General features: G+C 64.9%; 23 protein-coding genes and 1 tRNA gene. 10 read left to right on the forward strand and 14 right to left on the reverse strand.

The window, feature by feature from the left end; genetic code table 11:
• Window positions 1–51 precede the first annotated feature (51 nt).
• The gene (locus XH85_RS44390; protein WP_128936996.1) at window positions 52–1,056 is read right to left on the reverse strand and encodes an ABC transporter substrate-binding protein; all 1,005 of its coding nucleotides are present in this window, start codon (window positions 1,054–1,056) and stop codon (window positions 52–54) included.
• Between the two features lie 42 nt (window positions 1,057–1,098).
• A complete protein-coding gene (locus XH85_RS44395) occupies window positions 1,099–2,466 on the reverse strand; it encodes an FAD-dependent oxidoreductase (protein ID WP_128936997.1) in 1,368 nt (455 codons plus the stop codon).
• Between the two features lie 111 nt (window positions 2,467–2,577).
• On the opposite strand from XH85_RS44395, the gene XH85_RS44400 reads away from it, so the two are divergent.
• The gene (locus tag XH85_RS44400; RefSeq protein WP_128936998.1) at window positions 2,578–3,462 is read left to right on the forward strand and encodes a LysR family transcriptional regulator; all 885 of its coding nucleotides are present in this window, start codon (window positions 2,578–2,580) and stop codon (window positions 3,460–3,462) included.
• 141 nt (window positions 3,463–3,603) lie between these two features.
• Window positions 3,604–3,876, forward strand: a complete 273-nt coding sequence (locus tag XH85_RS44405; RefSeq protein WP_128936999.1) for a hypothetical protein — start codon at window positions 3,604–3,606, stop codon at window positions 3,874–3,876.
• 3 nt (window positions 3,877–3,879) lie between these two features.
• On the opposite strand, the gene XH85_RS44410 is transcribed toward XH85_RS44405, so the two are convergent.
• Window positions 3,880–4,683: an enoyl-CoA hydratase-related protein gene (locus XH85_RS44410; RefSeq protein WP_128937000.1), complete on the reverse strand. Its 804-nt coding sequence runs from the start codon at window positions 4,681–4,683 to the stop codon at window positions 3,880–3,882.
• A 154-nt stretch (window positions 4,684–4,837) separates the two neighbouring features.
• Between XH85_RS44410 and XH85_RS44415 the strand changes: the two genes are divergently transcribed.
• The gene (locus XH85_RS44415; RefSeq protein ID WP_128937001.1) at window positions 4,838–5,812 is read left to right on the forward strand and encodes a ketopantoate reductase family protein; all 975 of its coding nucleotides are present in this window, start codon (window positions 4,838–4,840) and stop codon (window positions 5,810–5,812) included.
• 3 nt (window positions 5,813–5,815) lie between these two features.
• Here the strand turns inward: XH85_RS44415 and XH85_RS44420 are convergent, their stop codons facing one another.
• Window positions 5,816–6,493, reverse strand: a complete 678-nt coding sequence (locus XH85_RS44420; protein ID WP_128937002.1) for an alpha/beta hydrolase family protein — start codon at window positions 6,491–6,493, stop codon at window positions 5,816–5,818.
• A gap of 19 nt (window positions 6,494–6,512) precedes the next feature.
• On the reverse strand, window positions 6,513–7,169 hold the full coding sequence (locus XH85_RS44425) for a TetR/AcrR family transcriptional regulator (RefSeq protein ID WP_128937003.1): 657 nt from the start codon (window positions 7,167–7,169) through the stop codon (window positions 6,513–6,515).
• A gap of 73 nt (window positions 7,170–7,242) precedes the next feature.
• Here XH85_RS44425 and XH85_RS44430 point away from each other — a divergent pair, with 73 nt between their 5' ends.
• Window positions 7,243–8,187 (forward strand): SDR family NAD(P)-dependent oxidoreductase, encoded by a 945-nt coding sequence (locus tag XH85_RS44430; RefSeq protein WP_245473369.1) that lies wholly within the window; start codon window positions 7,243–7,245, stop codon window positions 8,185–8,187.
• A 140-nt stretch (window positions 8,188–8,327) separates the two neighbouring features.
• Window positions 8,328–9,473 (forward strand): acyl-CoA dehydrogenase family protein, encoded by a 1,146-nt coding sequence (locus tag XH85_RS44435; RefSeq protein ID WP_128937636.1) that lies wholly within the window; start codon window positions 8,328–8,330, stop codon window positions 9,471–9,473.
• A 4-nt stretch (window positions 9,474–9,477) separates the two neighbouring features.
• Here XH85_RS44435 and XH85_RS44440 read toward each other — a convergent pair whose 3' ends face one another.
• Entirely contained in the window at window positions 9,478–10,362 is an 885-nt protein-coding gene (locus XH85_RS44440; RefSeq protein ID WP_128937004.1) for a LysR family transcriptional regulator, read from the reverse strand.
• A 105-nt stretch (window positions 10,363–10,467) separates the two neighbouring features.
• On the opposite strand from XH85_RS44440, the gene XH85_RS44445 reads away from it, so the two are divergent.
• From XH85_RS44445 to XH85_RS44455, 3 genes are read left to right on the forward strand one after another with little or no spacing between them, the layout of a single operon-like run.
• Complete coding sequence (locus XH85_RS44445) at window positions 10,468–10,896, forward strand: DoxX family protein (RefSeq protein WP_128937005.1); 429 nt, start codon at window positions 10,468–10,470, stop codon at window positions 10,894–10,896.
• 15 nt (window positions 10,897–10,911) lie between these two features.
• Window positions 10,912–11,373, forward strand: a complete 462-nt coding sequence (locus tag XH85_RS44450) for a DsrE family protein (protein ID WP_128937006.1) — start codon at window positions 10,912–10,914, stop codon at window positions 11,371–11,373.
• Window positions 11,366–11,962, forward strand: coding sequence for a TlpA family protein disulfide reductase (locus tag XH85_RS44455; RefSeq protein ID WP_128937007.1), 597 nt, complete (start codon window positions 11,366–11,368; stop codon window positions 11,960–11,962). Before XH85_RS44450 ends, XH85_RS44455 begins: the two co-directional genes overlap by 8 nt.
• A gap of 6 nt (window positions 11,963–11,968) precedes the next feature.
• Here XH85_RS44455 and XH85_RS44460 read toward each other — a convergent pair whose 3' ends face one another.
• The 3 genes from XH85_RS44460 to XH85_RS44470 all read right to left on the reverse strand — a co-directional run bounded on the left by XH85_RS44460 (window position 11,969) and on the right by XH85_RS44470 (window position 14,731).
• Complete coding sequence (locus tag XH85_RS44460) at window positions 11,969–13,108, reverse strand: amidohydrolase/deacetylase family metallohydrolase (RefSeq protein ID WP_128937637.1); 1,140 nt, start codon at window positions 13,106–13,108, stop codon at window positions 11,969–11,971.
• A 147-nt stretch (window positions 13,109–13,255) separates the two neighbouring features.
• Window positions 13,256–14,491 carry a DUF2252 family protein gene (locus tag XH85_RS44465; RefSeq protein WP_164940902.1) on the reverse strand — a complete coding sequence of 412 codons (1,236 nt, stop codon included), beginning with the start codon at window positions 14,489–14,491 and terminating at the stop codon, window positions 13,256–13,258.
• A 163-nt stretch (window positions 14,492–14,654) separates the two neighbouring features.
• Window positions 14,655–14,731 (reverse strand) — tRNA-Arg (locus XH85_RS44470).
• A 145-nt stretch (window positions 14,732–14,876) separates the two neighbouring features.
• Between XH85_RS44470 and XH85_RS44475 the strand changes: the two genes are divergently transcribed.
• Window positions 14,877–15,230, forward strand: coding sequence for a VOC family protein (locus tag XH85_RS44475; RefSeq protein WP_128937008.1), 354 nt, complete (start codon window positions 14,877–14,879; stop codon window positions 15,228–15,230).
• A gap of 123 nt (window positions 15,231–15,353) precedes the next feature.
• Window positions 15,354–15,647, forward strand: a complete 294-nt coding sequence (locus tag XH85_RS44480) for a GYD domain-containing protein (RefSeq protein WP_014490344.1) — start codon at window positions 15,354–15,356, stop codon at window positions 15,645–15,647.
• Window positions 15,648–15,704: 57 nt separating this feature from the next.
• On the opposite strand, the gene XH85_RS44485 is transcribed toward XH85_RS44480, so the two are convergent.
• From XH85_RS44485 to XH85_RS44505, 5 genes are all read right to left on the reverse strand, one after another.
• Complete coding sequence (locus XH85_RS44485; RefSeq protein ID WP_128937009.1) at window positions 15,705–16,661, reverse strand: tripartite tricarboxylate transporter substrate-binding protein; 957 nt, start codon at window positions 16,659–16,661, stop codon at window positions 15,705–15,707.
• Window positions 16,662–16,803: 142 nt separating this feature from the next.
• Window positions 16,804–17,175 (reverse strand): cupin domain-containing protein, encoded by a 372-nt coding sequence (locus XH85_RS44490; protein ID WP_128937010.1) that lies wholly within the window; start codon window positions 17,173–17,175, stop codon window positions 16,804–16,806.
• Window positions 17,176–17,202: 27 nt separating this feature from the next.
• A complete protein-coding gene (locus XH85_RS44495) occupies window positions 17,203–17,841 on the reverse strand; it encodes an RraA family protein (protein WP_128937011.1) in 639 nt (212 codons plus the stop codon).
• A 25-nt stretch (window positions 17,842–17,866) separates the two neighbouring features.
• Window positions 17,867–19,384 carry an AMP-binding protein gene (locus XH85_RS44500; protein ID WP_128937012.1) on the reverse strand — a complete coding sequence of 506 codons (1,518 nt, stop codon included), beginning with the start codon at window positions 19,382–19,384 and terminating at the stop codon, window positions 17,867–17,869.
• A 141-nt stretch (window positions 19,385–19,525) separates the two neighbouring features.
• Entirely contained in the window at window positions 19,526–20,554 is a 1,029-nt protein-coding gene (locus XH85_RS44505; protein WP_164940057.1) for an alpha/beta hydrolase, read from the reverse strand.
• Between the last annotated feature and the right edge of the window lie 171 nt (window positions 20,555–20,725).

The raw sequence follows: 20,725 nt of genomic DNA on the forward strand, positions 1-20,725 counted from the left end.
CTCCAGGGGAGGGTGGCAGATTGCTCGCCGCAAGAGTCTGCATCGTCAACATCAATCCGCCTTCACATAGTCCTTCGCGATGATCGCGTTCGCATCGAAGCCTTTGTCGGCAAAGCCCTGCTCCTGCAGCCATTTGATCTGGTTGTCGACGTTCTTCACGTCCAGCTTGCCGTCGGGGTCGATATAGGCACAATTGCCGACCACCTGCTCGACCGGCAAATTGGTGTACTTGGCAATGATCTCCAAGAGCGGCTTCGTCTTGTCGTTGATCGGCGCGACGCCGTCCTTCATCGCGGCGAGGATGACATCGTGATATTCGCGGTCGGCCTTCGCGAGCGCGCCGAGCAGTTTTGTCACCAGCACCTTGTTGGTCAGCGTCTTCGGCGAGGCGAACACCGCGCCCAGCTGCCAGGGCGTCTCGTCGCCGACCCAGCCCAGAAACTTTGCGCCGCCCTCGTCCATCAGCTTGCGTGCGGTGGAGATCGGCAGCAGCGCCGCATCGACGGTCTCGCCCTTCAGCGCAGCCGCCGCATTCGACAGCGATTGCAGCGGCACGATCTTCACGTCCGCAAGCTTGAAGCCGTATTTGTCGGCGAGCAGGCCGAGCGAATAGTGAAAGCTTGATCCGACCTGCGTCACCGCCACGCGCTTGCCGGCAAGATCCTTCGGCGTCTTCAGGCCGGCGGCATAGGCGTTGTTGCTGGCGAAATAGCCGATCAGGGGATAGCCGGCCTTCTCGCGGCTCATGCCGCCGATCACCTTCAGCGTGCCCTTGCCGGCGAGATTGTAGAGACCTGCGGTGAAGGCGGTGATGCCGAAATCGACGTCCCCCGAGGTGGTGGCGACCGCGATCGGCTGCGCCGCGTCGAAGAATTTCAGCTCGACCTCTAAGCCGGCCTCACGAAAATAGCCCTTGTCCTGCGCGATGAAGACCGGCGCGGAGGACGACAGACGAAGCACGCCGATCTTCGCCTTCAGCGCGTCTTCGGCCCTGGCCGTGCTCATCGCCATGATCGCCAAAAGGCCCACTAGCGCGAGCCGCGCAATCCCGATCATCCCGTTTCCTCCAGTGGTTCTCTTGGTCGTTCTTGCCGTCCGCTACAGGCCCTCGGGCACCGTCTGGTCTCGCCCGATGAAGGCGCCCTGTTGTTTCAACGTTTCCTGCAATTTTTCAACGGGGATGTCACGCGGGATCCGGTTTCCGGACAGCGCCAGCGCGGCGGCGGAACCGGCGGCCTCGCCCATCACGAAGCAAGCCCCGGAGACCCGCGCCGCCGACTGGCCCTCATGGGTCATCGAGGCACAGCGGCCGGCGACCAGGAGATTGTCGACGCCTTCGGGCACCAGCATGCGATAGGGCAGCTCGTTATAGCCCCGCGATTCCGGGATCGGCGGGAAGGTGAAGACGACGTCGCCGGGCACATGGGCCTCGATCGGCCAGCCATTGACGCCGATGGAATCCTCGAACGAAGCGCAGCCGAGCACATCCGCACCGCTGAGCTGGTAGCCGCCCTTGATGCGGCGGGTCTCGCGGATCCCGAGCTGCGGCGGCAGGTCGACGATGTAGGACTTTTCGAAGCCCGGCACGGTGCTACGAAGGAACTCGTACGCGGCAAGCGCCTGCTTGCGGCCCTCGATCTCGCCGCGGGTGAGATCGTCGGGCTCGACGCCGTTGATGGCGTGGCCGTCCTCGCGCGCCACTTGGGTGAAATTCACCCGCCATTCGATGCCGGATTTTTGCGGCCGCACGATCGCGCTCTTGCGCGGGAATGTGTGGGTGCCGGCCGCGATGGCCATTTCCATCAATTGCGGAATGGTGCGCCAGGCATCGCCCGCCTTCTCCGGATCGATGCCGTTGAGACGCAGCATCATCGAGGGGTACATCGGATGGCCGTGCTCGTCGCCGATTTCGAACGGCGCACCGGCCCACACCGCGAGATCGCCGTCGCCGGAGCAGTCGATGAAGATCTCAGATCGCACTGCCCGCCGGCCGGCCTTGGTCTCGACCATCAGCGCATCGATGCGGCTGTCGTCGCCCATCACCACGCCGGCGCCGAGTGCATGGAAGAGGATGTGTACCTTGTGGCTGGCAAGCAATTCGTCGGCCGCGATCTTGTAGGCGGCGGTGTCATAGGCCTGTGCAAAGACCTTGCCGAGGATCAGGTGCGGCGCATTGAGACCGTTGAGCCGATCGATCCGCGCCAGCAGCTCGGACGCCATGCCCTGCACCAGCCGGTGCGCCTGGCCGTAGACATTCCCATGCAGGCCGCAGAAATTGGTGACGCCGGCCGCCGTGCCCATGCCGCCGAGAAAGCCGTAGCGCTCGATCAGCAGCGTCTTCCGCCCGGCGCGCGCGGCAGAGGCCGCGGCGACAATGCCGGCGGGGCCGCCGCCGAGCACGACGACTTCATACTCGCCATAGAGCGGCACCTGTCGTGCCGGTTCTTCGATCGTCATGGCCCGCATGGCGCGTCCGCTCCCGAAATCCTTTGCTTAGGAACGACTATGAATTAACGCGCGAGGGGCTACAATCCACCAAAATACGCGATCAGCTTTCGCGAATCGAGAAAGGTCGCCATGGACATCCTCGTGAACCTGCAAGCCTTCCTCGCCACGGCGGATGCGGCCGGATTCTCGGCCGCCGCGCGAAAGCTTGATGTCTCGACCTCGGTCGTCGCCAAGCGCGTCACGCAACTGGAGGCCCGCATCGGCACGCCGTTGTTTCACCGTTCGACCCGGCAGTTGCGACTGACCGAGGCCGGACAGCGCTACGTGCATCGCGCGCGCGGCGTCGTGGCTGACGCCACCGACCTGCTCTCGCGCATGGGCGAGAAGGGCCACGATCTCGTCGATCACCTCCGCATCAAGGCGCCGACCTCGCTGACTGTGGCGCGTCTCGCCGACGCCTTCAGCGCGTTCCAGACCCAGAACCCGCGGCTGAAGCTCGAGATCGTTCTGATCGATCGCCCGGTCGATCCCGTCACCGAAGGATTTGACATCGCCATCGGCGCCTTCCCGCATTCCTTCGGCGGCGTGGTCGACGAGCCGCTGTGCCCGTTGAAGCGGCTGCTTTGCGCCTCACCAGCCTATTTGAAGAAGCACGGCACGCCAAAACATCCGCGCGATCTGGTCGAGCATCGCTGCCTCAGCTTCATGCCGACCGGCCCGGAATGGGTCTTCGACGGACCGCGTGGCCGCATCAGCATCCAGGTCAGCCCGCTGCTCTCCTCCAACGAGGGGCACGTGCTGGCGCGCAGCGCCATCGCCGGCAACGGCATCGCGCTGATGTCGCATTATCTCGTCGCGGATGCCTTGCGTGACGGCACGCTGAAGCCGGTGCTGCGCGATTTTCCGATTCCGGAATTGTGGGTGAAGGCCGCAATCCCCGAACGCCGGCGCAACGCCGCCGCAGTGCAGGCGCTGCTCACGCTGCTGAAAACGTCACTCGCGACGTCGCTGTGAGCCTTGCGGCGCGCCGTAGCCCGCATGGAGCGCAGCGGAATGCGGGGACACCGGCCCCGGATTTCGCTTCCGCTCCATCCGGGCTACATGCTTGCCTCGAGACGGTTGCCCGGGAATGACGGACCTGACAGAAGTGCCAGCATGGACTCGACGCTTATGAAATTTCCCCTCCCCGCTTTGATCGCCCTGTTGATCTCAGCTGCTCCCGCCGCAGCCCTGGAGCAGAACTGCCGCTTCATCCAGGCCAAGCCCGATCGCGAAGCCTGCTACAAGCGGCAGGAGGAAGAGCTCGCCGAAAGACGCAAGCCAGCCGCGCCGACCGGCGAGAGCAAGACGCTCGAAACGCTGCGCCAGATGCGGCAGGACGACGACGCGGTCTATCGCAGCATCAACAACATCTGCCGCGGCTGCTGAGGCTCAAGTTTTCGCGCCATCCCAATTCGCCGCCCGCTTCTCCGCGAAGGACGCCAGTCCTTCCGCGGCCTCCGCGCTCTGGCGCTTGACCGAATGCAGCTGCACGAGCCGCGTGTACGCCGCATCGTCCACCGCCATTCCGCCGAACGAGCTCTCCAGCGCAAGGCGCTTGGTTTCGGCCATCGCCTCCGGCCCGTTGGCGAGCAGCTGCTCGACCACTTTCGCGCCGGCGGCTTCGAGATCGGCGAGCGGCACCACCTCGTGGACGAGGCCGATGCGGCGGGCGTCCTCGGCGCCGAAGCGCTCGCCGGTCAGGGCGTACCGGCGGACCTGGCGCACGCCGATGGCGTCGCAGAGCTGCGGGATGATGATCGCCGCGGTCAGGCCCCAGCGCACCTCGGTGATCGAGAATAGCGCGTTTTCGGCCGCGATCACGACATCGCAGGCCGCAATCACGCCGGTGCCGCCACCAAAACAGCCGCCTTGCACCAGCGCGACCGTCGGAACCGACAGCGTGTTGAGCCGCTGCACGGCCTCGAAGGTCGCTCGTGACGCCGCCTCGTTCGCTTCAGTCGATTGCGGCCGCACGCCATTGATCCATTTGAGGTCGGCGCCGGCCTGGAAATGCTTGCCGTTGCCGCGGAGCACCACGACACGCAAGTTCGGCTTGTTGCCGAGATCGTCCATGGCCGCGAGCACGCCCGCGATCAGCGCGCCGTCATAGGCGTTGTTGACCTCGGGACGGTTCAAGGTGACGGTCGCGACGCCGCGCTCATCAAGGGTCCACAGGACAGGGTTGGCGGGCATCGGCGATCCTCCGGTCGGATTGTTTGCTGCGCACTATGGCCGAGGGCGCTTGTCCTGATCCATATCTTTACGGCGTAGGGCGGCCGCGTCCATCGCATGGCGGCTTGTGTCATGCTGGCAGCTGATGGCACCAAGGGACAGGACGGGACAGCACATGCGCATCTGCATTTTCGGCGCGGGCGCCGTCGGCAGCCACATTGCGGTCCGGCTGGCACGCGCCGGCCATGAGGTCTCGTGCGTGATGCGGGGGGCGCATCTGGAGGCGGCGCGCGCCGGCGGCCTCAAGCTGCGCGTCGGCGATTCCGAGGTCAGCGCCAAGGTGAACGCGTCAGGCGATCCGGCCCAGCTCGGCCCGCAGGACGTCGTGATCTCGACGCTGAAGGCGACCGCACTTCAGGGACTGGTTTCCAACATCAAGCCGCTGCTCCAGGACGACACAGCGATCGTGTTCGCGCAGAACGGCATTCCCTGGTGGTACGGCATCGGCCTGCCGCCGCGGCACCCGACCCCGCCCGACATTTCCTTCCTCGATCCCGGCGGTCGGTTGCGTGCCTGCATCCCGAAGGAACGGATCGTCGGCGGCGTCGTCTTCTCCTCCAACGAGGTGATCGCGCCCGGCGTGGTGCAGAACCTGACGCCGGACCGCAACCGCCTGCTGATCGGGGAATGCGACGACCGCAATTGCGAGCGCATCACCAAGCTGCGCGGCGTCTTCAACGATGCCCGGCTGGAATCGCCGCCGGTGGCCGAGATCCGCGAGGCGATCTGGTCAAAGCTGCTGACCAACATGTCGCTGTCGGTGCTGTGCCTGCTCACCGGCCAGACCGCGCGCGGCGTGCGCGACGACCCCGCCTTCACTGAAGTCATCCCGCGCATGCTCAACGAGGCCAACGACATCGCCCAGCATTTCATTCCCGAGGTCAAACGCGTGACCCGCAGCGGCCCCGCCCCCAACCACAAGCCGTCGCTGCTGCAGGACTACGAGCTCGGCCGCGCCATGGAGATCGACGTGCTGGTGAAAGCGCCTGCCGCTTTCGCCCGCACCGCCGGGCTGTCGACGCCGACGCTCGACCTGATCGCCGCGCTCGCGATTCAGAAGGCGCGCGACAAGGGGCTTTACTCGGCCTGAGATTCAGGCGAGCCCATCGATCCAGGCCGCCAGCGTGTCGAGCACCTCGGTGAGTGCCTCGTCATTGGTGCGGCCGGACTTCTTTAGCACCGCAAACGAATGGTCGCCGGCTTCGACCTGATGCAGCGTCGCCTTCGGGCCGAGCTTCTCGACGACAGGCCTGAGATAGCCCAGATCGGCGAGCCCATCGCGGGTGCCTTGCAAGAACAGCATGGGGATAGCAATGCCGGCGAGGTGCTCGGCGCGCTCGGAGGACGGCTTCTTGTCGGCGTGCAGGGGGAAGCCGAGGAAGGCGAGCCCTTTGACATCAGGTAATGCAGCCTTGGACTGCGCCTGTGATGTCATGCGCCCGCCGAACGATTTTCCGCCGGCGATGAGCGTGATGCCGGGGCAGAGCCGGGCAGCTTCCGCGACAGCCGCGCGGATGGCGGCGTGCGCGACGGCCGGCTGGTCGGGACGCCCCTTCCTCTCCTCCATGTAGGGAAAATTGAAGCGGAACGTCGCAATGCCGCGCTCCGCAAGGCCCGCGGCGACCTTCTCCATGAAGGCATGCCGCATGTTCGCACCGGCGCCGTGCGCGAGGACGTAGCAGGCGCGCGCATGGGCCGGAAGCGTCAGGATCGCGGAGACCATGCCGATGCGTTCGATGTCGAGCTTGAGCTCCGTCGTCTTGCTTGTCATGACGTCGTCGGGCCCTCACTCAACGGTGCGCGCCGCTTGCCGGCCATAGATAGTTCAGGACTTGGTCGAGCGTCATCATGATCTCGCGGCGTCCAACCTCGTTCCTCACAGAGCCGAATTTCTCCTCAAGCGCAAGCTTGGCAAAGCCGTGAACGGTGGACCAGGCCGCCGCAGCCGCTGTCTTCGCCTCCTTCGCGGTGCCGCCGACCAGCTCGGCGACGACGATCTCGAACGCGTGACCGGCGGCCCTGCTCGCCTGCCTCAGACGCGCATCGTCTGCCACGAGGCGCTTGTTCGCAAACATCATCTGGAACCGGCCGGGATGTGTCAGCGCAAAATTGACATAAGCAAGTCCCTGGGCATGGAGCTTGTCGCGCGCACCCTGCTTGCCGGATGCCGCCTCGCGCAAGGCGCCGGCAAGCGCGTCGTAACCGCGGATCGCGACTTCGGTGAGAAGCCCCTGCGCGTTGCCGAAATGATGCGACGGGGCAGCCGGCGAAACCCCGGCGCGTCGCGCGGCTTCGCGCAGCGTGAAACCCTCGGCACCCTGCTCGGCGAGAATGGCTTCGCTCGCAGCGATCAACGCCTCCTGCAATTCACCGTGATGATAACCGGGCTCCGGCTTTGCCCGCGTCGCGCCGGCGCCGCGCTTGGCGGAGGGGGCGTGTTTCTTCATGTAACTTGACACTGTTCAGATTGCGGCATATCTATCTTAACACTGTTTAGATAAGTGGCCCCCGGAGTTCGAAATGACCGAAATGCAGGATATCACCGCAAGCAGTCCCGTAAAGCGGCGTCATCTGGTCGGAGGCGCCGCGCTCGGCATGCTCGCGGGCGCCGTCGGTGGCCTCGCCGGCGGCGTGGCGCTCGGCCAGAGTGCGACGCTGCCGCAGCAGAAGCCCAGCGGCAAGCGCCGATTCGAGGGCAAGGTCGTCATCGTCACGGGCGGCACCTCCGGCATCGGCCGCGCCGCGACGCTGATGTTCGCGGCCGAAGGCGGCCAGGTCGCCTTCTGCGGCCGCAACGCCGAGCGCGGCAAACGGGTGGAGAATGAGGTGGGCGAGGCCGGCGGCGACGCGGTCTTCATTCGCGCCGACGTCCGCAACGAGGCCGAGATCAAGGCGCTGGTCGACAAGACGATCGAACGCTACGGACGGCTCGACGTCGCCTTCAACAACGCCGGCATTTCCATCGAGCGTCCCCTTCACGAATACAGCGCGGCCGAATTCGACGACGTGATCAGCACCGACCTGCGCGGCGTATTTCTGTCGATGAAGTATGAGATCCCTCACATGCTGGAGAAAGGCGGCGCGATCGTCGTCACGGCGTCGTCGAACGCCATTGCCACGACAGCCAAACGCTCGGCCTATTCGGCGGCCAAGCGCGGACTGGTCGGCCTGGTCCAGGCCGCGGCACTCGACTACGCAAAACATGGCATCCGCATCAACACACTGGTTCCCGGTACCACCGACACGCCGATGATTCGCCGGCTCGCCGGCATGGAGAATCTGCCCGATGCAGCCTGGCACGTCGGCATTGCGCAATGGGCCAAATCCAACGTTCCGGGCTTGCAGCGCGTGGCAACCCCCGAGGAGATCGCCGCCTTTGCGCTCGTGCTGGCCTCCGACGATCATCCCTACACGACCGGCGGTCAGTTCGTCATCGACGGCGGGAAGACCGCACATGGCGGCTAGACCGGGCGCAGCCTGAAAACACAATTCGCGGCGAGCTCGAATGGCGTACCAAGAGGAGCAGCCTTGCGCCCGTGCCGACCGTTGTGGCAGGCCTGACACGCTGGCTGTCGCAAGGCGCGACATCACCGATCGAGGTTTCCATGTCCTACCGCTCCTCCTGGATGACCGAAGAGCTCGAAATCTTCCGCGACCAGTTCCGGAAATACCTTGCCAAGGACCTGGCGCCGCACGCCGAAAAATGGCGCGAGCAGAAGATGGTCGACCGCTTCGCCTGGCGGGGGCTCGGCGAGATGGGCGCGCTCTTGGCAAGCGTGCCGGAGGAATATGGCGGGCTGGGCGCCACCTTCGCCTATGACGCCGCGGTGCTGGACGATCTCGAGAGCACGGTGCCGGAGCTGACGACCGGCGTCTCCGTGCACAGCGCCATCGTCGCGCACTACATCCTCAATTACGGCTCGGAGGAGCAGAAGAAGCGCTGGCTGCCGAAAATGGCCTCGGGCGAGATGGTCGGGGCCATCGCCATGACCGAGCTCGGCACCGGCTCGGATTTGCAGGCCGTGAAGACCACGGCGAAGAAGCAGGGTAATTCCTACGTCATCAACGGCCAGAAGACGTTCATCACCAACGGCCAGGCCGCCGATCTCGTCATCGTGGTCGCACGCACCGGCGATGCGGGTGCCAAGGGCATTTCGCTGATCGTGGTCGAGACCGCCGGCGCGGACGGCTACAAGCGCGGGCGCAATCTCGACAAGATCGGCCTGCACGCCTCCGACACGTCGGAACTGTTCTTCGACAACGTGACCGTGCCACCCGAAAACCTGCTCGGCAAGGAGGAGGGTCAGGGCTTTGTGCAGCTGATGCAGCAATTGCCGCAGGAACGCCTTGCGCTCGCGGTCGGCGCCGTCGCCTCGATGGAGCGCGCGGTCAAGCTCACCGCCGAGTACACCAAGGAGCGGAAAGCCTTCGGCAAGCCGCTGATGGACTTCCAGAACACCGCCTTCACCCTCGCCGAGCGCAAGACCGAGGCGATGATCGCCCGCGTCTTTGTCGACTGGTGCATCGAGCGCCTGATCGCCAAAGACCTCGATACCGTGACGGCGTCGATGGCGAAATATTGGTGCTCGGAGAAGCAGGTCGAGACCGCCGACGAATGCCTCCAGCTATTCGGCGGCTATGGCTACATGCAGGAATATCCGATCTCGCGCATCTTCATCGATTCTCGCATCCAGAAGATCTACGGCGGCACCAACGAAATCATGAAGCTGTTGATTGCGAGGTCGCTGTAGCCGTTCATTTCATCCGCTTGTCGGCGGCGATGAAGTCGATGAAGGTCCGCACTTTCGCTGAGAGATATTTGCGGCTCGGATAGACCGCGAACAGCTTTCCCTCGAAGATGACCTGCTCGGACATGAGGTGCTCGAGACGTCCGGCGGCGATGTCATCAGTGACCAGCCATTTCGGCAGGAAGGCGAGGCCCATGCCCTCCAGCGCGGCCACGTGCAGCAGCGTTTCATTGGCGCTGCGCAGCACCGGATTGAGCTTGACGGTCTCGGGGCCGTGCTCGCCCTGGAAGGAGAAGCTCTCGCCGGGATAAAGCGCGTAGTGCAACAGCGCTTGTCCGGAGAGATCGGCAAAGGTCGCCGGGCGGCCCGCGCGTTTGAGAAACGCAGGGGCTGCAACCAAATAGAACGGGACTCTGGTGATGGGCCGCGCGATCAACGCCTCGTCGGGCGCGCCGGTCGCGCGCAAGGCGAGGTCGAATCCCTCCTCGACCAGATTGACCAGCCGTCCGCTGAGATCGACATCGAGACGCACGTCCGGATAGCGCGCCTGATAGTCTGCCAGCACGCCGGCAAAGATCGCGTTCGCCATCCACACCGGCGCGGTCAACCGCAGCGTGCCGCGTGGAACAACGGTCGCCTTGCTGACGGCAGCCTCGACCTCGTCGAGCGAGTCGAGCATCTGCCGCGCCTGCTCGAAATAGAGCGCGCCGCTTTCGCTCAGGCTGACGCGCCGGCTGGTCCGGTTCAACAGCCGGGTGCCGAGCCGCTTCTCGAGCTGCATCACATGCTTACTCGCCATCGCGGGCGAGATGCGCAGCCGCTGCGCCGCAGTCGCAAAGCTCTTCAGCTCGGCGACCAGGCAAAACACCCTCATGCTGACCAGTGTGTCCATGAGATCATCAATATTCAGGAAATGAACCAATCCTGGAGCAGATAATGATCAAGAATAAGGAAACTATCAAATGGTGGCCACCCTCACATCCCCTGGAGAACCACCATGTCCACCACCATCATCGAGACCGCCGCCCCCGGCCGTGCCTTGCGCATCGGCCTCTGGGTCGCGCAGGTCCTCCTCGCCTTCGTCTTCATCTCGGCGGGGCTGGTCAAGCTGACGACACCCATTCCCCAGCTTGCGGCGATGATGCCCTGGGCCGGCCAATATTCCGAAACGTTCGTTCGCGCGATCGCGCTGGTCGATCTCGCCGGCGGGATCGGCATTCTGCTGCCGGCCCTGACACGGATCCTGCCGCGGCTGACCGTGTTGGCCGCGCTAGGCTGCGCGGTGCTGCAGGTGTTCGCGCTCTTCTTCCACATTTCGCGCGGCGAGGCTCCGATCGCGCCGCTCAACATCGTCCTGCTGGCGCTCAGCCTGTTCGTGCTGTGGGGACGCAACAGCAAGGCACCGATCGCACCGCGGCAGTTCTGACCGGTCGCCACAGCCATGATCTCAGCCAACGGATGGTCCCGCAGGGGGCTGCTCGCCGGCGCATCAATCCTCACGGCCGGCGGCCCCGCCGCGGCCAAAGTGGAGCGTCTCGCCGACGGCGTCGTGATCCTGATCGACAGCAACGAGCCCTACGTCATGGGTCACGCGATCAGCTATTCCGCCAATCTCTCCAAGCATTTTGCCGAGAGGGGCGCGAAATTGCTGATCGAGGTCATCGCCAACGGCAAGGGCATCGACGTCTTCCGGGCCGACAAGACGCCCCTGGTCGAGCCGCTGGCGACGCTCCGGCAATCGCTGCCGAACCTCGCCTACAGCATGTGCGCCTCGTCCAAGGCGATTGCGGAAGCCAAGGAGCAGGTCTCGATCCCGCTGATAGCAGGCGCGAGCCTCGTCCCGTTCGGCATCGGACGCGTGGTCGATCTGCAGCTGAAGGGCTGGGCCTATATCCATGCGTGAGACAGCGCGCGAAGGAGGCTCAGTGCTGTCGCGACGATCGATCCTGATGGCCGCGGCAGCCTCTCTCGCTGTCCCGCATGCAAGCGGCGCGCAGGACAGCTGGCCGCCAGTGTTCGAGGCCGGCCGCAGCCAATTTACTGTGGTGCGGCCGCGCGCGCCGATGCCACAACTCAGGCTTCAGGACCCATACGGTCGGGACGCGGTCGTGACGGCCAAGCCGGGCCACATCACATTGGTGAACTTCTGGGCCACCTGGTGCGCAGCCTGCCGGCTCGATCTGCCCATGCTCGCAAGTCTGGCGGCATCACGGCCTGACCGGCTCGACATCGTTGCGATCTGCACCGACACCAAAGACCTGCGCAAGATCCGCACATTCCTCGGCGGCCTCGCCGTGCAAAATCTCGCCTGCTACATCGATGCCTATGGCACGGCGGCCGAAGCATCTGCCGCGATGTTCTCGCTCGTCGGCATGCCCATCACCTATCTCGTCGGAATGAGCGGCCGCGTCGAGGGCTACATCACCGGTGCGCCCGACTGGCTCTCGCCCGCGGGCGCGCGCCTGTTGCAATTCTATCGCGAGCAAGCTTAGGGTCGTTCAATTCGGATGCCACCAGCGGCCGCCGATGACGACGCCTTCGGAGACGATCTTCCTGTTACCGATCAGGTGCTCGCCGACGACGTCCTCATAATCGAACTGGCCCTGCTTGACCGAGATCAGCGTGGCGTCGCCGACGCTGCCCGGCTTGAGGCTGCCGAGCTCGGGACGCCGCAGCGCCATCGCCGCATTCACCGTCGAGGCCGCGATCACATCCGGCAGCTCCATGCCCATGCACAGGAATTTCGACATGGTCGTGACCTGGTCGTAGGCGGGACCGTCGATGCACAGCATGTGGATGTCGGACGAGATCGTGTCCGGATAGAAGCCGTTGGCGAGCATGGCGCGCGCGGTCTTGAACGCGAACGAGCCCTTGCCATGGCCGATATCGAACAGCACGCCGCGCTCGCGTGCGTCCAGCACCGCCTTCTTCACCGTGCCTTGCGCAGTCGCCGGCGTATTGGGGAAGGGTCGGAACGCGTGGGTGAGCACGTCGCCGGGACGCAGGCGCGCCAGCACCTCCTCGTAACTCGGCGGCGGATGGTCGATATGCGCCATCAGGGGCATGCCGACCTCGTCGGCAACCTGAAGCGCGATGTCGAGTGGCACGGTCCCCGACGTGCCCGACGAATGCAGTCCCACGCGCACCTTGATGCCGACGATGAGGTCGCGGTTGGCATCGGCCACTTTCGCCGCATCGACCGGATTCATCAGCCGCAGCTCCTCGCTCTCGCCGACCATGATCCGGTGTGAGAAGCCGAAGATGCCGGCATGCGAGACGTGCAAATAGGCAAGGATGCGGACCTGGCTTGGCTCGATCACATGCTTGCGGAAGCCGGCGAAATTGCCCGGCCCCGCGCTGCCGGTGTCGATCGCCGTGGTGACGCCCGAGAGGCGGCAGAATTCCTCGGCATCGATGCCGAGCGAGGTGCCGCCCCAATAGACATGGGTGTGGAGATCGATCAGCCCCGGCGTGACGATGTAGCGCGAGACGTCACGGACCTCGGTGCCCGGATCGGCCTTGAGCCCGCCGCCGACCGCCGCGACCTTGCCGCCGGCAAAGGCGATGTCGGTCACGGCGTCGAGCTTCTGGGACGGATCGACCACACGGCCGCCGCGCAGGATCAAGTCGAAAGGCATCATGGTCTCCGGAATTTTGGCCAGACATTGCAGATGGCGGCCGCGCGACCTTAGTCGCCGTTCTGCCTATAGCAAATCCTGTAGCAAATCTTGCACCAACCGGGCAAAGCGCGGAGACGATCGAGAACGGAGCCCACCGCTCGCCGGTCAACCGTGCCTGCGCCACTCCTTGAAATCATCTTCGACGAATGCGGCGGCGGCCTTTGCAGCAGCATGCAGCCAATCGCTGTCGCGTTTAATCAGGTCTGCGGCGATCGTGGTCGATGCGCCTGCCGTCGCGGCGTGAATGGCGCCGATGTCAAAGCCCATGACGTTGAGCAGATCGAGCTCCAGGCTCATGTTCGCGTGATCCCCGAGATTGATCTTGCGGGAGTCGGGCGCAAGGCGCCGGATCACGAAGCCATTTTGGCGTTCGAGCATGAGGTGTGGATCGGGAGCTCGATACGAACCTTTTGCGAGGTCGAGAAAGCGCAGCTTGCCTTTCCGATCATGCGCCCAATCCCAGGCCGACGGCACCAGCGCCTTAGCTTCCCTGACGATTTGGCCGCCGCACCAATCGGCAATGGCGAGGAATCGCGGCCGGCCCAAGCTGCCGACACCTGCCACGCGCGTCGCGAAGCGATCGAATGCGGCATCGGGCGGTAATTTCTTGCGGAGTGTTGCGGCAACAGCAGACGGTGGCTTCGCTCGCGGATATTTCTCCACGTCGTCCCAGAACTCATGGCGTTCGTCGTCGGTGCATGTCACGTAAGCGCGCATCCAGCTCGCCTGCTCATCCAGGAGCGAGGGCCGCGGTTGTTTGAGACCCTTCTTGTAACCATCGAGAATCGCCTTTGCGGCGTCACCATTGCCGACGTGGGTCATGGCCCTCGCCTTCTTTTTCTTGGCCTTTGGCGCGAGCCGGGCGCTTGTCGCAAGGCGCACGAGGTCGAAGGGATAGGCAATGCTCGCGGCCTCGTCGAAATCGTTGACGCCCCAGACGAGGCGTCCCTCCGCGTCGCGCCAAGTCCCGAAATTTTCGATATGGGTGTCCCCCACGGACGGCACGCGCGGCGCGTCCGTCAACTCCGGGCAGAGCGCTTCGATAGACCTGGCCCAGCGGAAGAAGGTTGCACGAAGGAAGACGAACGGGTCGTCCTTCATCTTTTTGTGCTTTTCGTCGAGGTCGCGCTCGACGACCTTGCATTGGGAACGCAGCCAGCGCTCGAACTCTCTATTGTCGTCCAGAAATGAACGCGGCCCGATCCCGCCGCGGCTATTTGACCTTTGCTTGATCACCGCCAGAACTTTCCAAAAAGAATGATGATGAGCGAGTTCGCGGAAATGATTGCGGGCTGTTTCGCTATGAACAGGCGTCCGGATATTCAATCGCAGGGCGAGCATGGTAGCCCTGGCGCTACTTTCCCGCTAGTCGAATGATGTGGCGTTGCCATTGCCAGCCGCAGGGTCACGGCAGGCGAACACGAGGGCGAAGCTCAAGGATAGGGAATATGCGCGCGAGGCGCACCCAGCATCTGGCGAGCAATACGTTAAGTATCTGAGATTATGGCGATCCCGGGAAGACTCGAACTTCCGACCTACGGTTTAGGAAACCGTCGCTCTATCCGGCTGAGCTACGGGACCGCGGAACCCGAACGTTGCGGGTTCGGCCCCCTCATAGCAGAGCAAGATGCCGTTCGCCAGCCGCATCGCGGGCCGGGTTGTCGTCAAGGGAAGCGAGGCGGCTGTACAATCTCTTCCCCGGATCCCTTTCTGCGGAGCAGCCCACATGATCGAAAGCATCAGCGCCATCACGCTCGGCACGCATGACATGGCGCGCGCCGTGCGCTTCTACCGCTCGCTGGGGTTCGAGCTCCTCCACGGCGGCGAAGCCGCTGCATTTACGAGCTTTCGCGCCGGCACCGGTTATCTCAACCTGACGGCGCAGCCAGACGACAAGCGCTGGTCCTGGTGGGGCCGCGTCATCTTCTATGTCGCCGATGTCGACGCGACCTTTGAGCAGGCGCGCGCTGCCGGATGGCAGCCGTCGACCACGCCGCGCGATGCCGAATGGGGTGAGCGCTACTTCCATCTCACCGACCCCGACGGCCATGAGCTCAGTTTCGCACGGCCGTTGTCCTGACCGAATAAGTCGCATCTGCTGACGTTCCAACGCGCAAGTAGCGCTGTCTCAGCCGCCGTGGCAAACTCGGCGCGGTTGCCTCAAGCGAGAATTGGATCTGGGTTCTAACCAGGGAGGACGACCATGGTAACCTATGTCGTGCTGGGAAACTTCACGGATCAGGGAGTCCGCAACGTCAAGGACTCGCCGAAGCGGGCCGAAGCCTTCAAGGAGATGGCCAAAACGTTCGGTGTGACCGTGAAAGAGATCGTCTGGACGCAGGGACGATATGACGTTGTAACCGTTCTTGAGGCTCCAGATGAGGCTGCCGCGATGTCGCTCAGCCTTAGTCTCAGCGCACTCGGCAATGTCCGCACCGAAACGCTGCGCGCGTTTTCGGCGGCAGATATGACGAAGATCGTCGGCAAGATGCTCTGACGCTCAAGCCCGCACGAGCGCACCGGACCCGGGATGGCAATCCCGGGCAGAGGCCTCTCACGCCCTGATATTGTTGTCCCTGACCACCTTGCCCCAATAGGCGACCTGCTTGTCGAAGAAGGTCTTGAAGGCGGCGCCGTCCTCGAGCAGCAACGTCATGTGCTGCGTGTCCTTGAGCTGAGCTGCAGTCGCGGGCTCGCTCAGGATCTCCTTGCACGCCGTCGCCATGGCCGAAACGATGTCCGGCGGCGTGCCCGCGGGCGCGAAGATGCCCCACCAGGCAAGCGTCTCGAAATCCGGAAAGCCTGCCTCGATCGCGGTCTGCGTGTCCGGCAAGGCCGGCAGCCGCGTGCGGCCGAGCTGCAGGATCGGCCGCAGCATGTTGGTGCCGAGCTGGGCTGCAACCAGCGCCGCCGATCCCGCGATGAGATCGACATGGCCGCCGAGCACGTCGTTCATGGCCGGCCCGCCGCCACGATAGGGCACGTGCATGATCTCGACACCGGCCTTGCTGCCGAGCACGGTCATGGCGAGATGGCCGAGCGTGCCGATGCCGACGGAGGCGTATTTCACCGCGCCGGGCGACGCCTTGCAGGCCGCCACCACGTCCGCGAAGCTCTTATAGGGACGGCCGGCGCCCGCGGCGATCACGTAAGGAGCGGTGCCCACCAGCAGGACCGGCATCAGCTCGCGCTCGACGTCGACCGGCGGCTTGTCGAGGATGGCCGGGATCACCGCGTGGGAATCGAATGTCACCAGGAACGTCGAGCCGTCCGCCGGGCTCTTGGCGACCTGCGCCGCACCGAGCGCGCCGGCGGCGCCCGACTTGTTCTCGACCACGACGATGCGGCCAAGCTTGGTTTGCAGATTGGACTGCAACAGCCGCGCCATGGCGTCGGTCGATCCGCCCGGCGGGAACGGCACCACCAGCGTGATCTTGCCGGCCTGCGCCGCTGCCGGCGCCATCGCGAGAACGGCCGGTGCGGCCAAGAGCGTGCGTCGTGTGATCGTCATGGTCCCCTCCCTTGTTGTTGCGCCCGGCTTTTGCTCGTTGGCGCTAGAGCATGATCCGGACCCGAAGGGCCGCGTTAGCGCAAAGTGTGCAGCGGTTCTCCCGAAAGATCATGCTCAAGCAAATAACCTAAGCGCGAAGCGCTTAGGTCGTCCCGAAGCCCGACCCCGGTTTTCTGTATTCTGGCCGCGGCGGACTGAAGATGTCCAGCACGCGGGCGCCGTCGGGGCCGGCGCGCATGGTGTGCGGCACGTTGCCGGGCGTGCGCCAGAAATCGCCCTTCTTCACCGGGATTTCCTCATCGCCCTGGACGCGGACGGCGGAGCCGTCGAGCAGCACGCCCCATTGCTCCTCGGGATGATGATGTAGCGTGCCCTGCGCATGCGGGGCCAGCGTCACCACCGACAGCATCGCCTGCTCGCCCGAGAAGATGCGCGTGGTCACTCCCGCCGCGAGCTCGCGAAACAATCCGTCGCTGGGATCATCGATGTTATGGAATTCGTCCTTCTGGCTCATGCCATCCTCCGCATCGTTCTCGCCTGATCAGGACTTTCCATACGAGCCCTGATAGCGTCCCTGGCGGATTGCCTTCAATGTCTCCTCCTCGCGCGCGACCTGGGCGCGGACGGCTTCCAGTAGCGCGGCGGCGCCCGCGGCGGGAAACGACACCACGCCGTCCTCGTCGCCGACGACGATGTCGCCGGGCGCAATCACGCTGCCGCCGATCGTCACAGGCACGTTGATCTCGCCGGGGCCGTTCTTGTAGGGGCCGCGGTGGATCACGGCGCGGGCGTAGCAGGGAAAGTCGTCGGCTGCGAATGCCGCAACATCGCGGATCGCGCCGTCGATGACGTAGCCTTCGGCTTTGCGCCACTGCGCAATGTTCTTCATGATCTCGCCGACCAGGGCCCGGGTCTCGTCGCCGCCGCCGTCGACCAAGATGACGTCGCCGGGACCGACCAGCTCGAGCGCACGGTGGATGGCGAGATTGTCGCCGGGACGGGTGCGCACCGTGAAGGCCGTCCCCACCAGCTTGCCGCCGCGATGATACGGCTTCAGTCCCACCGCGCCGGGCAGCCGGGCCAGATTGTCTGAAATGACCGAAGTCGGCGCGCCTCGGAAGCCCTCGATGATGTCGGCGGGCGGCTTCGGCACGCTGTTGGCAGCGATGGTGATGGTCATCTCGTCAGTCCTTCCGTGATGTGTCTCAGTCGGCGTGCGCTCGCGCCTTGGCCGGCCAAATCCGGAAGGCGCGCCCCTGCTTCATCCACGCCGCGCGCTCGTCGCGCAACAGGGTGCGGCGGACTTTTCCGGAATCATCGCGCGGCGGGGTGCTGACGATCTCGAAGCTCTCCGGATGCTTGTAGCGGCTGAGCCTGTCCCTCAAAAACTCCGCCATGCCGTCGGCGAGCGCCTGACCGTCCGCGCCCGGCTCCGGCTCGATGATGGCGTGGACACGCTGGCCCAATTCCGGATCGGGCAATCCCACCACGACGCAGGAGCGCACGCCGGGGCAGGCGGAGACGGCGGCCTCGACCTCGGCCGGATAGATGTTGGCGCCGCCGCGCAGCACCATGTCGGCGAGGCGGTCGCCGAGATAGAGATAGCCTTCCGCGTCCAGCCGGCCGATATCGCCAAGCGATTCCCAGCTGTCGGCGCGGCGCTTCGGCTCGGCGCCGCGATAGTGGTAGGTGGCGTCCTTGCCGTCATTGTTGAGGAAATAGATCTCGCCGGTTTCGCCGGGCGCGACGTCGTTGCCGTCCTCGCCGATGATGCGAAGCTTCGCCATGTCGCCGATCTTGCCGACCGAACCCTTGTGCGTCAGCCATTCCGCACCGGAGATGATGCAGGAGCCCTGGCGCTCGGTACCGCCATAGAGCTCCCAGATCCGCTCAGGCCCGAGCCAGGCGATCCAGTTCTCCTTCAGCCAGGGCGGCATCGGAGCTGCCATGTGGAAGACCGTCTCAAGACTCGACAGATCGTAGGCATTACGCACGCTCTCCGGCAGCGCCCAGATCCGATGCATCATGGTCGGCACGAAATTGACCCATTGCACGCGCTCGCGTTCGATCTGCCGCAGCGTCTCCTCGGCGTCGAACTTGACGAGGCCGGTGAGCTGGCCGCCCGTGAACAGCGCGTAATGCGACACGATGAACGGCGCATTGTGATAGAGCGGACCGGGATTGAGCAACGAGACCCCGAACGGGATGTTGAGCGGCGGCGCGGCCACGGTGTCGGTCACCGCTGGATGGTGATCGAGGATCACCTTCGGCCGGCCGGTCGAGCCGCCTGAGGTCATGGCCTTCCAGTAGCGCGCCACCGGCGGATCGAGCGGCTCGTCCGAAAAACCTTGCGGCACGAAATCCGCGGGCAGACGGTTCGGCGCGTTCCAATCGGCCTCGCCGCCGACCACCAGCACCGGCTTGAGGATGTCGAGCACCGCGGCGGCTTCGCCGCGCGGCAGCCGCCATGACAGCGAGGTCGGCGTCGCCCCGCACTTCCACACCGCAAAGGACGTCTCGAAGAACGCGTTGCCGTTCGGCAAACCGATCGCGACGAAGTCACCGGGCTTGACGCCCCTGGCCATGAACGCCCGCGCGCGCCGGTTGGCGCCACGCTCGAGCTCGTCCCATGTCAGCGTATCCTGCCCGTGACGGACGGCGATCGTGCCGTGTGGTTTGCGTTCAGCGTACCAGCGCGGCACGTCGGACAGGGGCAGCAGCATCAGGCGTTTCCACTTCGTCTTCTTGGCGCCGCCTCACGATGAGGCGCTCACGGTGCGAAGTGTAACAGCCGGAGCCAAGCCTTCAAGCCGCAAGCCTTCAAGTCGCAAGCCTTCAAGACGCAAGCCTTCAACGCATGCGCATCAGCGCTCCGCGCCGCAGCCCGGACTATCGAACAGCGCCGCAAGCCCGCATGTCGAGGTCAGCATCTTGTCGGCATCGTGGCCGACGCCAGCGACGTCCCAGACCCGGTGATTGGGCGTGCCGTGGTTGCGCTTGGCCATCGCCTCCGCATAGGCGTGACCGCGGGCGTAGCGCGTGGCGCCTTGCGCCTTCGCCATGCAGCTCTTGTCGAGCGCGGGATGCTCCGGATTGGTGTCGAGGGTGCCGAGCAGATAGATCACCTCGCGCTCGACATAGCGCTGTTCGAGCGCAGCCGGCGTGACGTTCGCAAGATAGGGCGGCCGCTCGTCCATGCCGTATTTCCAATTGTTGTAGCCCGGGCAGGAGGCGGCGATGGCGGGCACCGGCCGCTCGGCGCTGAAATAGGCATAGGACGACGGGTTGGCGACGACGTAGCGGATATCGATGTGCTGGCGCGACAGCGCCGCCTCGCCCTTGCCGGCGATGGCGTAACGCTGCGCGACCTGCCCGCCGCCGGAATGGCCGGCGACCACGACCTGCTTCAGGTTCGGGAAGATGCGCCGGTCGGTGAGCTTTGCCAGGATCGCATCGAGCGCCTCGAACGAGGAGACCGGATTGGGCGCCAGCGCGGCATCGCCACCCTCCCATCCCTCCAGCGACCAACGCAGCACATCTGCCGGCAGCTTGTGGGCCTCGACGTCGATCTCCGCCAAGAACTGCGGCACGATCATGAGCGCGCGCTTGCCGTCGTCGCCCGCTGCGACCTGCGCGGTGTGGGCTGAGAGATAATATTCGTCGGCATTGCGCAGCCGTCCATGCAGCACGATGATCGCGCGCGAGATCGCCGGCAGCGGCATCGACCAGTCGCTGGAGAGATAGAGCGGCAGAATGCCCTGGCCGCCGACCGCGAGCCGCGCGTCCGCAACCGCTCTCACCGGCTTGCGGTTGGGCGCAGCTTCGTCCGCCGCGAAGGCATGGCCGCAAATCAGCACCAGCGCGATTGCGACGAAACCGGCCAACGCTCGCATGACGGACATTCTCCCTCGAATTCAAAACGATAAAAGTCTAAGCACATCATCTGCGCGCGGCTGTGACTCGCGCGCCACGTCAAGCAAAAAATGTCAGCAGCCCAGCCATGAAATTCCCGGGTTCCATGGGTGACAAGCCGGCGATAAAGAGGCAAAAATCCGACTCGACTC

The organism is Bradyrhizobium zhanjiangense (assembly GCF_004114935.1).
Taxonomy (GTDB): domain Bacteria; phylum Pseudomonadota; class Alphaproteobacteria; order Rhizobiales; family Xanthobacteraceae; genus Bradyrhizobium; species Bradyrhizobium zhanjiangense.